At 33.1% G+C, this 15,197-nt stretch carries 18 protein-coding genes; all 18 read left to right on the forward strand.

Going from position 1 to position 15,197, the window contains the following annotated elements:
- Window positions 1-532 precede the first annotated feature (532 nt).
- The 18 genes from ACXQH5_RS13485 to spoVG all read left to right on the forward strand — a co-directional run bounded on the left by ACXQH5_RS13485 (window position 533) and on the right by spoVG (window position 15,034).
- On the forward strand, window positions 533-1,870 hold the full coding sequence (locus ACXQH5_RS13485) for an aminotransferase class V-fold PLP-dependent enzyme (protein ID WP_000812840.1): 1,338 nt from the start codon (window positions 533-535) through the stop codon (window positions 1,868-1,870).
- A 1-nt stretch (window position 1,871) separates the two neighbouring features.
- The gene (tmk, locus tag ACXQH5_RS13490) at window positions 1,872-2,489 is read left to right on the forward strand and encodes a dTMP kinase (protein WP_001272126.1); all 618 of its coding nucleotides are present in this window, start codon (window positions 1,872-1,874) and stop codon (window positions 2,487-2,489) included.
- A gap of 27 nt (window positions 2,490-2,516) precedes the next feature.
- Complete coding sequence (locus ACXQH5_RS13495; RefSeq protein WP_000781979.1) at window positions 2,517-2,846, forward strand: cyclic-di-AMP receptor; 330 nt, start codon at window positions 2,517-2,519, stop codon at window positions 2,844-2,846.
- A gap of 213 nt (window positions 2,847-3,059) precedes the next feature.
- The gene (locus ACXQH5_RS13500) at window positions 3,060-3,986 is read left to right on the forward strand and encodes a DNA polymerase III subunit delta' C-terminal domain-containing protein (RefSeq protein WP_000344330.1); all 927 of its coding nucleotides are present in this window, start codon (window positions 3,060-3,062) and stop codon (window positions 3,984-3,986) included.
- Window positions 3,987-4,790, forward strand: coding sequence for a PSP1 domain-containing protein (locus ACXQH5_RS13505; RefSeq protein ID WP_458067621.1), 804 nt, complete (start codon window positions 3,987-3,989; stop codon window positions 4,788-4,790).
- Window positions 4,791-4,806: 16 nt separating this feature from the next.
- The gene (yabA, locus tag ACXQH5_RS13510) at window positions 4,807-5,154 is read left to right on the forward strand and encodes a DNA replication initiation control protein YabA (RefSeq protein ID WP_000375686.1); all 348 of its coding nucleotides are present in this window, start codon (window positions 4,807-4,809) and stop codon (window positions 5,152-5,154) included.
- A gap of 273 nt (window positions 5,155-5,427) precedes the next feature.
- Window positions 5,428-6,153 carry a tRNA1(Val) (adenine(37)-N6)-methyltransferase gene (locus ACXQH5_RS13515; protein WP_000910687.1) on the forward strand — a complete coding sequence of 242 codons (726 nt, stop codon included), beginning with the start codon at window positions 5,428-5,430 and terminating at the stop codon, window positions 6,151-6,153.
- Window positions 6,146-6,394 (forward strand): GIY-YIG nuclease family protein, encoded by a 249-nt coding sequence (locus tag ACXQH5_RS13520; protein ID WP_000377064.1) that lies wholly within the window; start codon window positions 6,146-6,148, stop codon window positions 6,392-6,394. The genes ACXQH5_RS13515 and ACXQH5_RS13520 overlap by 8 nt, the downstream gene beginning before the upstream one ends.
- Before the next feature lies 1 nt (window position 6,395).
- On the forward strand, window positions 6,396-7,235 hold the full coding sequence (gene rsmI, locus ACXQH5_RS13525; RefSeq protein WP_000279919.1) for a 16S rRNA (cytidine(1402)-2'-O)-methyltransferase: 840 nt from the start codon (window positions 6,396-6,398) through the stop codon (window positions 7,233-7,235).
- A gap of 284 nt (window positions 7,236-7,519) precedes the next feature.
- Entirely contained in the window at window positions 7,520-9,493 is a 1,974-nt protein-coding gene (metG, locus tag ACXQH5_RS13530) for a methionine--tRNA ligase (protein ID WP_001051120.1), read from the forward strand.
- Window positions 9,494-9,523: 30 nt separating this feature from the next.
- Window positions 9,524-10,297, forward strand: a complete 774-nt coding sequence (locus ACXQH5_RS13535) for a TatD family hydrolase (protein ID WP_000904309.1) — start codon at window positions 9,524-9,526, stop codon at window positions 10,295-10,297.
- Window positions 10,298-10,463: 166 nt separating this feature from the next.
- A complete protein-coding gene (rnmV, locus tag ACXQH5_RS13540; RefSeq protein WP_000700080.1) occupies window positions 10,464-11,000 on the forward strand; it encodes a ribonuclease M5 in 537 nt (178 codons plus the stop codon).
- 10 nt (window positions 11,001-11,010) lie between these two features.
- On the forward strand, window positions 11,011-11,904 hold the full coding sequence (gene rsmA / locus ACXQH5_RS13545; protein WP_000886504.1) for a 16S rRNA (adenine(1518)-N(6)/adenine(1519)-N(6))-dimethyltransferase RsmA: 894 nt from the start codon (window positions 11,011-11,013) through the stop codon (window positions 11,902-11,904).
- A gap of 99 nt (window positions 11,905-12,003) precedes the next feature.
- A complete protein-coding gene (gene veg / locus ACXQH5_RS13550; protein WP_001126664.1) occupies window positions 12,004-12,267 on the forward strand; it encodes a biofilm formation stimulator Veg in 264 nt (87 codons plus the stop codon).
- A gap of 309 nt (window positions 12,268-12,576) precedes the next feature.
- Window positions 12,577-13,425 carry a 4-(cytidine 5'-diphospho)-2-C-methyl-D-erythritol kinase gene (gene ispE / locus ACXQH5_RS13555; protein ID WP_000638877.1) on the forward strand — a complete coding sequence of 283 codons (849 nt, stop codon included), beginning with the start codon at window positions 12,577-12,579 and terminating at the stop codon, window positions 13,423-13,425.
- Between the two features lie 13 nt (window positions 13,426-13,438).
- Complete coding sequence (gene purR / locus ACXQH5_RS13560; protein ID WP_001269643.1) at window positions 13,439-14,263, forward strand: pur operon repressor; 825 nt, start codon at window positions 13,439-13,441, stop codon at window positions 14,261-14,263.
- A gap of 16 nt (window positions 14,264-14,279) precedes the next feature.
- Entirely contained in the window at window positions 14,280-14,660 is a 381-nt protein-coding gene (locus ACXQH5_RS13565) for a RidA family protein (protein WP_000691774.1), read from the forward strand.
- Window positions 14,661-14,731: 71 nt separating this feature from the next.
- On the forward strand, window positions 14,732-15,034 hold the full coding sequence (gene spoVG, locus ACXQH5_RS13570; protein ID WP_000868999.1) for a septation regulator SpoVG: 303 nt from the start codon (window positions 14,732-14,734) through the stop codon (window positions 15,032-15,034).
- The last annotated feature ends 163 nt before the right edge of the window (window positions 15,035-15,197 follow it).

The following is a 15,197-nucleotide window of genomic DNA, read 5'->3' on the forward strand; positions in this document are numbered from 1 at the left end:
CTTGGCGAAGTGAAAACGTTTGAATCTGACGAAACGAGAAAAGAGCGCAACGAGTTTAGTAGAGCTAAATGAGTAAGTGAGAGCCGAAGAAGAGGAAAGAAGCAAGCGATTGTCACAAGTCAAGAAAGGTTCTTAGCGTCGATGGTAGCCAACTTACGTTCCGCTAGAGTAGAACGTTGCCAGGCAAAAAATGGATGCGATGAGCCGCATTGAGTTTTGGAAATGATAATTAAATAATGTGCACTTTTGATTGTTTAAATCTGTGACTAGAAGTATAAGTGAAGACATTCAGAAGTATTATAAAAAGTGAACAGCAGTAAGATAGTTTTTAATCATAAATCATCTTACTGCTGTTTTTAGGTTTTATGTCTAATATCTTTTAAATCGAAATACAAAAAGGAAATTAATTATTATACAATAGACAAGCTATTGCATAAGTAACACTAACTTTTGTCAAAGAAGTGTTACTATATAATTAATACTTTTGAAAATAACTAATTCCAAAACAGTGTAAATAAAGGAAGCGTATATCATGAAGCAACCTATTTTAAATAAATTAGAAAGTTTAAATCAAGAAGAAGCGATTTCTTTGCATGTTCCGGGTCATAAAAATATGACTATCGGTCATTTATCTCAATTATCAATGACAATGGATAAAACTGAAATACCTGGATTAGATGATTTACATCATCCTGAAGAAGTCATTTTGGAAAGTATGAAGCAGGTGGAGAAACATTCAGATTATGATGCTTATTTCTTAGTGAATGGCACCACTTCAGGAATATTATCTGTCATCCAGTCTTTTTCACAGAAAAAAGGCGATATCTTAATGGCAAGAAATGTACATAAATCTGTATTACATGCGCTCGATATTAGCCAACAAGAAGGGTATTTTATTGAAACGCATCAAAGTCCGTTAACGAATCATTATAATAAAGTTAATTTAAGCCGTTTGAATAATGACGGTCACAAACTTGCTGTGTTGACTTATCCTAACTATTACGGTGAAACATTTAATGTAGAAGAGGTTATCAAATCTTTGCACCAATTAGGCATTCCTTTACTCATTGACGAAGCACACGGCGCGCACTTTGGATTGCAAGGATTTCCAGATTCTACATTAAATTATCAAGCTGACTATGTTGTTCAATCTTTTCATAAAACGTTACCAGCTTTAACGATGGGCTCGGTACTTTATATTCATAAAAATGCACCTTATAGAGAAAATATTATAGAATATCTAAGCTATTTCCAAACATCTAGTCCTTCATATTTGATTATGGCTAGTTTAGAGTCAGCTGCCCAGTTCTATAAAACATATGATAGTACCGTGTTTTTTGATAAGAGAGCGCAATTAATCGAATGTTTGGAGAATAAAGGTTTTGAAATGCTTCAAGTTGATGATCCGTTGAAGCTGTTGATAAAATATGAAGGCTTTACAGGTCATGATATTCAAAATTGGTTTATGAATGCACATATCTATTTAGAATTAGCTGACGACTATCAAGCATTAGCGATATTGCCGTTATGGCATCATGATGATACGTATTTATTTGATTCGCTTTTACGTAAAATTGAAGATATGATTTTACCGAAAAAATCAGTTTCTATAGTTAAACAAACACAACTTTTAACAACTGAAGGTAACTATAAACCAAAACGCTTTGAATATGTTACTTGGTGTGATTTGAAAAAGGCAAAAGGTAAAGTTCTGGCGCGACATATTGTCCCATATCCGCCAGGGATTCCTATTATTTTCAAAGGAGAAACAATAACTGAAAATATGATAGAATTGGTAAATGAATATCTGGAAACTGGAATGATAGTTGAAGGAATTAAAAATAATAAAATTTTAGTTGAGGATGAATAAAATGTCAGCTTTTATAACTTTTGAGGGCCCAGAAGGCTCAGGTAAAACAACTGTAATTAATGAAGTTTATCATAGATTAGTAAAAGATTATGATGTCATTATGACTAGAGAACCAGGTGGTGTTCCTACTGGTGAAGAAATACGTAAAATTGTATTAGAAGGCAATGATATGGACATTAGAACTGAAGCAATGTTATTTGCTGCATCTAGAAGAGAACATCTTGTATTAAAGGTCATACCAGCTTTAAAAGAAGGTAAGGTTGTGTTGTGTGATCGCTATATCGATAGTTCATTAGCTTATCAAGGTTATGCTAGAGGGATTGGCGTTGAAGAAGTAAGAGCATTAAACGAATTCGCAATAAATGGATTATATCCAGACTTGACGATTTATTTGAATGTTAGTGCTGAAGTAGGACGCGAACGTATTATTAAAAATTCAAGAGATCAAAATAGATTAGATCAAGAAGATTTAAAGTTTCACGAAAAAGTAATTGAAGGTTACCAAGAAATCATTCATAATGAATCACAACGGTTCAAAAGCGTTAATGCAGATCAACCTCTTGAAAATGTTGTTGAAGACACGTATCAAACTATCATCAAATATTTAGAAAAGATATGATATAATTGTTAGAAGAGGTGTTATAAAATGAAAATGATTATAGCGATCGTACAAGATCAAGATAGTCAGGAACTTGCAGATCAACTTGTTAAAAATAACTTTAGAGCAACAAAATTGGCAACAACAGGTGGGTTTTTAAGAGCAGGTAATACAACATTCTTATGTGGTGTCAATGATGACCGTGTAGATGAAATATTGTCTGTGATTAATCAAACGTGTGGTAATAGAGAACAGTTGGTTTCACCTATTACACCTATGGGAGGCAGTGCGGATTCGTACATTCCATATCCAGTTGAAGTTGAAGTTGGCGGTGCTACTGTATTTGTTATGCCAGTTGATGCATTCCATCAATTTTAATTCTATAATACAATCATCAATTAGAGATACTTAAAATAGTGTATTAATAAGTTATTAACAATTTTGGGTTGCTTGACTGCGACTAGTTCAGATGCCAATAGATTTGATTTTTGTGGTTCTAAGAATAATCACAAATCATGGTCGCTATTGTTGCAGTAATTAGTTGCTCTTTGGCAACCTTTTTATATAAAAGCAAAAGGGAGTTTGTAATGAATGGATGAACAGCAACAATTGACGAATGCATATCATTCAAATAAATTATCGCATGCCTATTTATTTGAAGGTGATGATGCACAAACGATGAAACAAGTTGCGATTAATTTTGCCAAGCTTATTTTATGTCAAACAGATAGTCAATGTGAAACAAAGGTTAGTACATATAATCATCCAGACTTTATGTATATATCAACAACTGAGAATGCAATTAAGAAAGAACAAGTTGAACAACTTGTGCGTCATATGAATCAACTTCCTATAGAAAGCACAAATAAAGTGTACATCATTGAAGACTTTGAAAAGTTAACTGTTCAAGGGGAAAACAGTATCTTGAAATTTCTTGAAGAACCACCGGACAATACGATTGCTATTTTATTGTCTACAAAACCTGAGCAAATTTTAGACACAATCCATTCAAGGTGTCAGCATGTATATTTCAAGCCTATTGATAAAGAAAAGTTTATAAATAGATTAGTTGAACAAGACATGTCTAAGCCAGTAGCTGAAATGATTAGTACTTATACTACGCAAATAGATAATGCAATGGCTTTAAATGAAGAATTTGATTTATTAGCATTAAGGAAATCAGTTATACGTTGGTGTGAATTGTTGCTTACTAATAAGCCAATGGCACTTATAGGTATTATTGATTTATTGAAACAGGCTAAAAATAAAAAACTGCAATCTTTAACTATTGCAGCTGTGAATGGTTTCTTCGAAGATATCATACATACAAAGGTAAATGTAGAGGATAAACAAATATATAGTGATTTAAAAAATGATATTGATCAATATGCGCAAAAGTTGTCGTTTAATCAATTAATTTTGATGTTTGATCAACTGACGGAAGCACATAAGAAATTGAATCAAAATGTAAATCCAACGCTTGTATTTGAACAAATCGTAATTAAGGGTGTGAGTTAGATGCCAAATGTAATAGGTGTTCAGTTTCAAAAAGCGGGAAAATTAGAATATTATACACCTAATGATATACAAGTAGATATAGATGACTGGGTAGTTGTCGAATCTAAAAGAGGCATAGAGATAGGTATTGTTAAAAATCCATTAATGGATATTGCTGAAGAGGATGTTGTGTTACCTCTTAAAAATATTATTCGCATTGCTGATGACAAAGATATTGATAAATTTAATTGTAATGAACGAGATGCTGAAAATGCATTAATACTATGTAAAGACATTGTAAGAGAACAAGATTTGGACATGCGTTTAGTCAATTGCGAATATACATTAGATAAATCGAAAGTTATTTTTAATTTTACGGCGGATGATCGTATTGATTTTAGAAAATTAGTAAAAATATTAGCGCAACATTTAAAAACACGTATCGAGTTGAGACAAATTGGTGTAAGGGATGAAGCCAAATTGCTTGGCGGTATCGGACCTTGTGGTAGGTCGTTATGTTGTTCTACATTTTTAGGAGATTTTGAACCAGTATCGATTAAGATGGCTAAGGATCAAAATTTATCATTAAATCCAACTAAAATTTCCGGTGCATGTGGTCGTTTGATGTGTTGTTTAAAATATGAAAATGACTACTATGAGGAAGTACGTGCACAATTACCTGATATTGGTGAAGCAATTGAAACGCCTGATGGTAACGGGAAAGTAGTTGCTTTAAATATATTAGACATTTCTATGCAGGTGAAGCTTGAGGGACACGAACAGCCACTTGAATATAAATTAGAAGAAATAGAAACTATGCATTAAGGAGGCATTATTACATTTGGATCGCAATGAAATATTTGAAAAAATAATGCGTTTAGAAATGAATGTCAATCAACTTTCAAAGGAAACTTCAGAATTAAAGGCACTTGCAGTTGAATTAGTAGAAGAAAATGTAGCGCTTCAACTTGAAAATGATAATTTGAAAAAGGTGTTGGGCAATGATGAACCAACTACTATTGATACTGCGAATTCAAAACCAGCAAAAGCTGTGAAAAAGCCATTACCAAGTAAAGATAATTTGGCTATATTGTATGGAGAAGGATTTCATATTTGTAAAGGCGAATTATTTGGAAAACATCGACATGGTGAAGATTGTCTGTTCTGTTTAGAAGTTTTAAGTGATTAATCAAGCACACTCAAATAGTGTTATAATTATAAATGAATATGGTTTGGATAAGTCTGAGACAATGCATGTTTCAGGCTTTAATTGTGTATAAAGTTTTGGTGATTGCATAAGAGATAGCGGTACTAAATGTTATTATTAAGTGTGCACGCAGTATCATTAGTTATAAAATGTAGCTGTTAAAAGTCAAAAATACATCGAATGTAGATAGGCATATAATATAAAAAGAGATTTCAATTACTCAATAGAAAAAGGTTGTCTTCATAGGAGTTTAAAATGTTAAAAGAGAATGAACGATTTGATCAACTAATCAAAGAAGATTTTAGTATTATTCAAAATGATGATGTTTTTTCGTTTTCAACGGATGCTTTGTTGTTAGGGCATTTTACAAAACCTAGAACAAAAGATATTGTGTTGGACTTATGTTCAGGCAATGGGGTGATACCCTTGTTATTGTTTGCGAAACATCCACGACATATAGAAGGTGTTGAGATTCAAAAAACACTTGTCGATATGGCGCGACGCACATTTCAATTCAATGATGTTGATGAATATTTAACAATGCATCACATGGATTTGAAAAACGTTACTAAAGTATTTAAACCTTCACAATATACTTTAGTAACGTGTAATCCGCCTTATTTTAAAGAGAATCAGCAACACCAACATCAAAAAGAAGCACATAAGATAGCGAGACATGAGATTATGTGTACACTTGAAGATTGCATGATTGCAGCCCGTCATTTATTAAAAGAAGGTGGCAGGCTAAATATGGTACATCGTGCAGATAGACTAATGGATGTCTTGTTTGAAATGAGAAAAGTGAATATTGAACCTAAGAAAGTCGTTTTTATATATAGTAAAGTAGGGAAATCGGCACAAACGATAGTTGTAGAAGGTCGAAAAGGTGGAAATCAAGGTTTAGAAATCATGCCCCCATTTTATATTTATAATGAAGATGGTAATTATAGTGAAGAAATGAAGGAAGTATATTATGGATAGTCATTTTGTATATATTGTAAAATGTAGTGATGGAAGTTTATATACAGGATACGCTAAAGACGTTAATGCACGTGTTGAAAAACATAACCGAGGTCAAGGAGCCAAATATACGAAAGTAAGACGTCCGGTGCATTTAGTTTATCAAGAAATGTATGAGACAAAGTCTGAAGCATTGAAGCGTGAATATGAAATTAAAACTTATACCAGACAAAAGAAATTGCGATTAATTAAGGAGCGATAGTATGGCTGTATTATATTTAGTGGGCACACCAATTGGTAATTTAGCAGATATTACTTATAGAGCAGTTGATGTATTGAAACGTGTTGATATGATTGCTTGTGAAGACACTAGAGTAACTAGTAAGCTGTGTAATCATTATGATATTCCAACTCCATTAAAGTCATATCACGAACATAACAAGGATAAGCAGACTGCTTTTATCATTGAACAGTTAGAATTAGGTATTGACGTTGCGCTCGTATCTGATGCTGGATTGCCCTTAATTAGTGATCCTGGATACGAATTAGTAGTGGCAGCCAGAGAAGCTAATATTAAAGTAGAGACTGTGCCTGGACCTAATGCTGGGCTGACGGCTTTGATGGCCAGTGGATTACCTTCATATGTATATACATTTTTAGGATTTTTACCACGAAAAGAGAAAGAAAAAAGTGCTGTATTAGAGCAACGTATGCATGAAAATAGCACATTAATTATATACGAATCACCGCATCGTGTGACAGATACATTAAAAACAATTGCAAAGATAGATGCAACGCGACAAGTATCACTAGGGCGTGAATTGACTAAGAAGTTCGAACAAATTGTAACTGATGATGTAACACAATTACAAGCATTGATTCAGCAAGGCGATGTACCATTGAAAGGCGAATTCGTTATCTTGATTGAGGGTGCTAAAGCGAACAATGAGATATCGTGGTTTGATGATTTATCTATCAATGAGCATGTTGATCATTATATTCAAACTTCACAGATGAAACCAAAACAAGCTATTAAAAAAGTTGCTGAAGAACGACAACTTAAAACGAATGAAGTATATAATATTTATCATCAAATAAGTTAATCACTTTATCGATTATATGAAATTTTAAACGATTTTATAAACGCAAGCTGTAATTTTAAATGGCAAGTTATCATTTTGCATTGATACTGATAAAATGATGTTGACTATGATAAAAAAATGATGACATCGACGTTTTTTAATGTAAAATAAATACATTGAAAGTAATAAATACCTTAACATTGAATAAGATGAAAATGAGATGACGAGATAAATGTTCGCGTCCGTTGAAATGCATAGAAATCTTAGATATTATTTGAAGTGAGACATTACGAGGAGGAACAGTTATGGCTAAAGAAACATTTTATATAACAACCCCAATATACTATCCTAGTGGGAATTTACATATAGGACATGCATATTCTACAGTGGCTGGAGATGTTATTGCAAGATATAAGAGAATGCAAGGATATGATGTTCGTTATTTGACTGGAACGGATGAACACGGTCAAAAAATTCAAGAAAAAGCTCAAAAAGCTGGTAAGACAGAAATTGAATATTTGGATGAGATGATTGCTGGAATTAAACAATTGTGGGCTAAGCTTGAAATTTCAAATGATGATTTTATCAGAACAACTGAAGAACGTCATAAACATGTCGTTGAGCAAGTATTTGAACGTTTATTAAAGCAAGGTGATATCTATTTAGGTGAATATGAAGGTTGGTATTCTGTTCCGGATGAAACATACTACACAGAGTCACAATTAGTAGACCCACAATACGAAAACGGTAAAATTATTGGTGGTAAAAGTCCAGATTCTGGACATGAAGTTGAACTAGTAAAAGAAGAAAGTTATTTCTTTAATATTAGTAAATATACAGACCGTCTATTAGAATTCTATGACCAAAATCCAGATTTTATACAACCACCATCAAGAAAAAATGAAATGATTAACAACTTCATTAAGCCAGGACTTGCTGATTTGGCTGTTTCTCGTACATCATTTAACTGGGGTGTCCATGTTCCGTCTAATCCAAAACATGTTGTTTATGTTTGGATTGATGCGTTAGTTAACTATATTTCAGCATTAGGCTATTTATCAGATGATGAGTCACTATTTAACAAATACTGGCCAGCAGATATTCATTTAATGGCTAAGGAAATTGTGCGATTCCACTCAATTATTTGGCCTATTTTATTGATGGCATTAGACTTACCGTTACCTAAAAAAGTCTTTGCACATGGTTGGATTTTGATGAAAGATGGAAAAATGAGTAAATCTAAAGGTAATGTCGTAGACCCGAATATTTTAATTGATCGCTATGGTTTAGATGCCACACGTTATTATCTAATGCGTGAATTACCATTTGGTTCAGATGGCGTATTTACACCTGAAGCATTTGTTGAGCGTACAAATTTCGATCTAGCAAATGACTTAGGCAACTTAGTAAACCGTACGATTTCTATGATTAATAAGTACTTTGATGGCGAATTACCAGCGTATCAAGGTCCACTTCATGAATTAGATGAAGAAATGGAAGCTATGGCTTTAGAAACAGTGAAAAGCTATACTGAAAGCATGGAAAGTTTGCAATTTTCTGTGGCATTATCTACGGTATGGAAGTTTATTAGTAGAACGAATAAGTATATTGACGAAACAACGCCTTGGGTATTAGCTAAGGACGATAGCCAAAAAGATATGTTAGGCAATGTTATGGCTCACTTAGTTGAAAATATTCGTTATGCAGCTGTATTATTACGTCCATTCTTAACTCATGCGCCGAAAGAGATTTTTGAACAATTGAACATTAACAATCCTCAATTTATGGAATTTAGTAGTTTAGAGCAATATGGTGTGCTTACTGAGCCAATTATGGTTACTGGGCAACCTAAACCTATTTTCCCAAGATTGGATAGCGAAGCGGAAATTGCATATATCAAAGAATCAATGCAACCGCCTGCTACTGAAGAGGAAAAAGAAGAGATTCCTAGCAAACCACAAATTGATATTAAAGACTTTGATAAAGTTGAAATTAAGGCAGCAACGATTATTGATGCTGAACATGTTAAGAAGTCAGATAAGCTTTTAAAAATTCAAGTAGACTTAGATTCTGAACAAAGACAAATTGTATCAGGAATTGCCAAATTCTATACACCAGATGATATTATTGGTAAAAAAGTAGCAGTTGTTACTAACTTGAAACCAGCTAAATTAATGGGGCAAAAATCTGAAGGTATGATATTATCTGCTGAAAAAGATGGTGTATTAACCTTAGTAAGTTTACCAAGTGCAATTCCAAATGGTGCAGTGATTAAATAACTGTATTTTTAAAAATTAGGAGAGATAATTATGTTAATCGATACACATGTCCATTTAAATGATGAGCAATACGATGATGATTTGGGTGAAGTGATTACACGTGCTAGAGAAGCAGGTGTTGATCGTATGTTTGTAGTTGGTTTTAACAAATCGACAATTGAACGCGCGATGAAATTAATCGATGAGTATGATTTTTTATATGGCATTATCGGTTGGCATCCAGTTGACGCAATTGATTTTACAGAAGAACACTTGGAATGGATTGAATCTTTAGCTCAGCATCCAAAAGTGATTGGTATTGGTGAAATGGGATTAGATTATCACTGGGATAAATCTCCTGCAGATGTTCAAAAGGAAGTTTTTAGAAAGCAAATTGCTTTAGCTAAGCGTTTGAAGTTACCAATTATCATTCATAACCGTGAAGCAACACAAGACTGTATCGATATCTTATTGGAGGAGCATGCTGAAGAGGTAGGCGGGATTATGCATAGCTTTAGTGGTTCTCCAGAAATTGCAGATATTGTAACTAATAAGCTGAATTTTTATATTTCATTAGGTGGACCTGTGACATTTAAAAATGCTAAACAGCCTAAAGAAGTTGCTAAGCATGTGTCAATGGAGCGATTGCTTGTTGAAACCGATGCACCGTATCTTTCGCCACATCCGTATAGAGGGAAGCGAAATGAACCGGCAAGAGTAACTTTAGTAGCTGAACAAATTGCTGAATTAAAAGGCTTATCTTATGAAGAAGTGTGCGAACAAACAACTAAAAATGCAGAGAAATTGTTTAATTTAAATTCATAAAGTTAAAAGTGAGAAAGATCACCGCCATAAATGTAAACGATGCTATATTCGTTTAATATGCTATGGTTCTTTCTCACTTTTTTAAATTAAAATATCGTGCATGTGCAATACGTGCGATAGAGATGGTTAGTGCTTTGAAATTAAGAATTGTAGGAAGGCGTTTTAAATGAAAATCAATGAGTTTATAGTTGTAGAAGGACGAGATGATACTGAGCGTGTTAAACGAGCTGTTGAATGTGATACGATTGAAACGAATGGTAGTGCCATCAACGAACAAACTTTAGAAGTAATTAGAAATGCTCAACAAAGTCGAGGCGTTATTGTATTAACAGATCCAGATTTCCCAGGAGATAAAATTAGAAGTACAATTACTGAACATGTCAAAGGTGTTAAACACGCGTATATTGATAGAGAAAAAGCTAAAAATAAAAAAGGGAAAATTGGTGTTGAACATGCCGACTTAATTGATATTAAAGAAGCGTTAATGCATGTTAGTTCACCCTTTGATGAAGCTTATGAATCAATTGATAAATCTGTGCTTATAGAGTTGGGGTTAATCGTTGGGAAAGATGCAAGGCGCCGTAGAGAAATTTTAAGTAGAAAATTGCGAATCGGCCATTCCAATGGTAAGCAGTTATTGAAAAAGTTAAATGCATTTGGTTATACCGAAGCGGATGTAAGGCAAGCTTTAGAAGATGAATGAGGAAGTGAAAATGTTGGATAATAAAGATATTGCAACACCATCAAGAACGCGAGCGTTGTTAGATAAATATGGCTTTAATTTTAAAAAAAGTTTAGGACAGAACTTTTTAATAGATGTGAATATCATTAATAATATCATTGATGCAAGTGATATTGATGCACAAACTGGGGTGATTGAAATTGGTCCAGGTATGGGGTCGTTGACAGAACAATTGGCCAGACATGCTAAAAGAGTATTGGCATTTGAAATTGATCAACGTTTAATACCTGTATTAAATGATACACTATCACCTTATGATAATGTGACGGTGATTAATGAAGATATTTTAAAAGCGAATATTAAAAAAGCTGTTGAAAATCATTTACAAGATTGTGAAAAAATAATGGTTGTTGCAAACCTGCCGTACTATATTACGACGCCAATTTTATTAAATTTAATGCAACAAGATATACCAATTGATGGCTACGTGGTGATGATGCAAAAAGAAGTGGGTGAACGCTTAAATGCTGAAGTAGGTTCAAAAGCATATGGTTCATTATCAATTGTCGTACAATACTATACAGAGACTAGTAAAGTATTAACGGTACCTAAATCTGTATTTATGCCACCACCTAATGTTGATTCAATAGTTGTAAAACTGATGCAGAGAACTGAACCGTTAGTAACAGTAGATAACGAGGAAGCATTCTTTAAGTTAGCAAAAGCAGCATTTGCACAAAGAAGAAAGACAATTAACAATAACTATCAAAATTATTTTAAAGATGGTAAACAACACAAAGAAGTGATTTTACAATGGTTAGAACAAGCGGGTATTGATCCAAGACGTCGCGGTGAAACGCTATCTATTCAAGATTTTGCTAAATTGTATGAAGAAAAGAAAAAATTCCCTCAATTAGAAAATTAAATGATTGACAAAGCAAAGCACTATTGTTAAAATTTAAATTTTGTTTGACGAAAACGCTGCAAATATGGTATTATGTAACTTGTAGCGAGGTGGAGCAATATGCCAAAATCAATTTTGGACATCAAAAATTCTATTGATTGTCATGTAGGAAATCGTATTGTACTGAAAGCCAATGGAGGCCGTAAGAAAACAATAAAACGTTCTGGAATTTTAAAAGAAACATATCCGTCAGTTTTCATTGTTGAGTTAGATCAAGACAAACACAACTTTGAGAGAGTATCTTATACATACACTGATGTGTTAACTGAAAATGTTCAAGTTTCATTTGAAGAGGATAATCATCACGAATCAATTGCACACTAAATAAGACATATAGAGATGTTAGACGTTTCTTAGTATAAGAAGTAAATATTATGATAATTATTTGAGTGTTGGGCATTATGTTCAATACTCTTTTTATTTACAAAATGTTTAACACTGATGTTTCGCTTATAGATTTTTCAGTAAATGGATAATTGTATTTATAAACACAAATACAAGTAAATACTAAGTAATTAGATGGAGAAAATTACTTTTTTATTAAAAAAACACTAAAAAACAAATTAAAATGTCAAATATTAATTCTCTTTATGTTAAAATCATCATATTAAGATAACGAAAAGAGGGCGGAAAATGATATATGAAACGGCACCAGCCAAAATTAATTTTACGCTCGATACACTTTTTAAAAGAAATGATGGCTATCATGAGATTGAAATGATAATGACAACAGTTGATTTAAATGATCGTTTAACTTTTCATAAAAGAAAAGATCGAAAGATAGTTGTTGAGATTGAACATAATTATGTGCCTTCTAATCATAAAAATCTCGCATATCGTGCAGCGCAACTATTTATTGAGCAATATCAACTAAAGCAAGGTGTAACAATTTCTATCGATAAAGAAATACCTGTTTCTGCTGGCTTAGCTGGAGGTTCGGCTGATGCAGCAGCAACGTTAAGAGGATTGAATCGACTTTTTAATATAGGGGCGAGTTTGGAAGAATTGGCTCTACTAGGCAGTAAAATCGGGACAGATATTCCGTTTTGTATTTATAATAAAACTGCACTATGTACTGGAAGAGGAGAGAAAATCGAGTTTTTAAATAAACCACCTTCAGCTTGGGTGATTCTTGCTAAACCAAACTTAGGCATATCATCACCAGATATATTTAAGTTGATTAATTTAGATAAGCGTTACGACGTACATACGAAAATGTGTTATGAGGCCTTAGAAAATCGAGATTATCAACAATTATGTCAAAGTTTGTCTAATCGATTAGAGCCAATTTCTGTTTCAAAACACCCACAAATCGATAAATTAAAAAATAATATGTTGAAAAGTGGTGCAGATGGTGCGTTAATGAGTGGAAGCGGACCGACTGTGTATGGGCTAGCACGAAAAGAAAGCCAAGCAAAAAATATTTATAATGCAGTTAACGGTTGTTGTAATGAAGTGTACTTAGTTAGACTATTAGGATAGAAGGGTTGAAAAGATGAGATATAAACGAAGCGAGAGAATTGTTTTTATGACGCAATATTTGATGAACCATCCGAATAAATTGATTCCATTAACTTTTTTTGTGAAAAAATTTAAACAGGCGAAGTCTTCAATAAGTGAAGATGTCCAAATTATAAAAAATACATTCCAAAAAGAAAAGTTAGGTACAGTAATTACTACTGCTGGCGCAAGTGGTGGTGTTACGTATAAACCAATGATGAGTAAAGAAGAGGCGACTGAAGTTGTTAATGAGGTCATTACTCTATTAGAAGAGAAAGAACGTTTGTTACCTGGCGGGTATTTATTTTTATCAGATTTGGTAGGTAATCCATCGCTACTAAACAAAGTTGGTAAGTTAATTGCCAGTATTTACATGGAAGAAAAATTAGATGCTGTTGTTACCATTGCGACAAAAGGTATTTCATTGGCAAATGCGGTTGCTAATATTTTAAATTTACCAGTAGTAGTGATTAGAAAAGACAACAAGGTGACTGAAGGTTCTACAGTTTCAATTAATTACGTTTCAGGATCTTCAAGAAAAATAGAGACAATGGTACTTTCGAAGAGAACTTTAGCAGAAAATTCAAATGTTTTAGTTGTCGATGATTTTATGAGGGCTGGTGGCTCTATTAATGGTGTTATGAATTTAATGAATGAGTTTAAAGCCCATGTAAAAGGGGTATCAGTACTTGTAGAATCAAAAGAAGTTAAACAAAGATTGATTGAAGATTATACTTCCTTAGTGAAATTATCTGATGTAGATGAATATAATCAAGAGTTTAACGTAGAACCTGGCAACAGTTTATCTAAGTTTTCATAAAAGGAGTTTTAGTATTATGAAAATCATTAACACAACAAGATTACCGGAAGCACTTGGACCATATTCGCATGCAACAGTTGTAAATGGTATGGTTTATACTTCTGGTCAGATTCCATTGAATGTTGATGGGAAAATCGTAAGCGCTGATGTTCAAGCACAGACAAAACAAGTTTTAGAAAATTTAAAGGTTGTTTTGGAAGAAGCAGGATCTGATTTGAATTCTGTTGCGAAAGCGACCATTTTCATTAAAGATATGAATGATTTCCAAAAGATAAATGAAGTGTATGGTCAATATTTTAATGAACACAAGCCAGCGCGTAGTTGTGTAGAGGTTGCGCGTTTGCCAAAAGATGTGAAAGTAGAAATTGAATTAGTAAGTAAAATTAAGGAATTATAATTTTCGATTAATATGTTTAATCAAGCTTCTAAATAAAACAGAGAGATATATACTATAGGGGGGCTCACTACATGAAAGTGACAGATGTAAGACTTAGAAAAATACAAACAGATGGACGAATGAAAGCACTCGTTTCCATTACATTAGATGAAGCTTTCGTAATTCATGATTTACGTGTAATTGAAGGAAACTCTGGCTTGTTCGTTGCAATGCCAAGTAAACGTACACCAGATGGTGAATTCCGCGACATCGCGCATCCTATTAATTCAGATATGAGACAAGAAATTCAAGATGCAGTGATGAAAGTATATGATGAAACAGATGAAGTAGTACCAGATAAAAACGCTACATCAGAAGATTCAGAAGAAGCTTAATCAATTTTATATTTAGCGATGTAATACATTTGCAATAAGTTGATTTGATACTGTCGATAAAGCATAAAGCTTTGTCGGCAGTTTTTTTATGAAAAGAAAACCATACGCTATGCGTATGGTTCAGAAAAGGTTCTACCATTGTCACAAAAAATGCATCTCTACG

Source organism: Staphylococcus sp. SA22, from assembly GCF_054165785.1.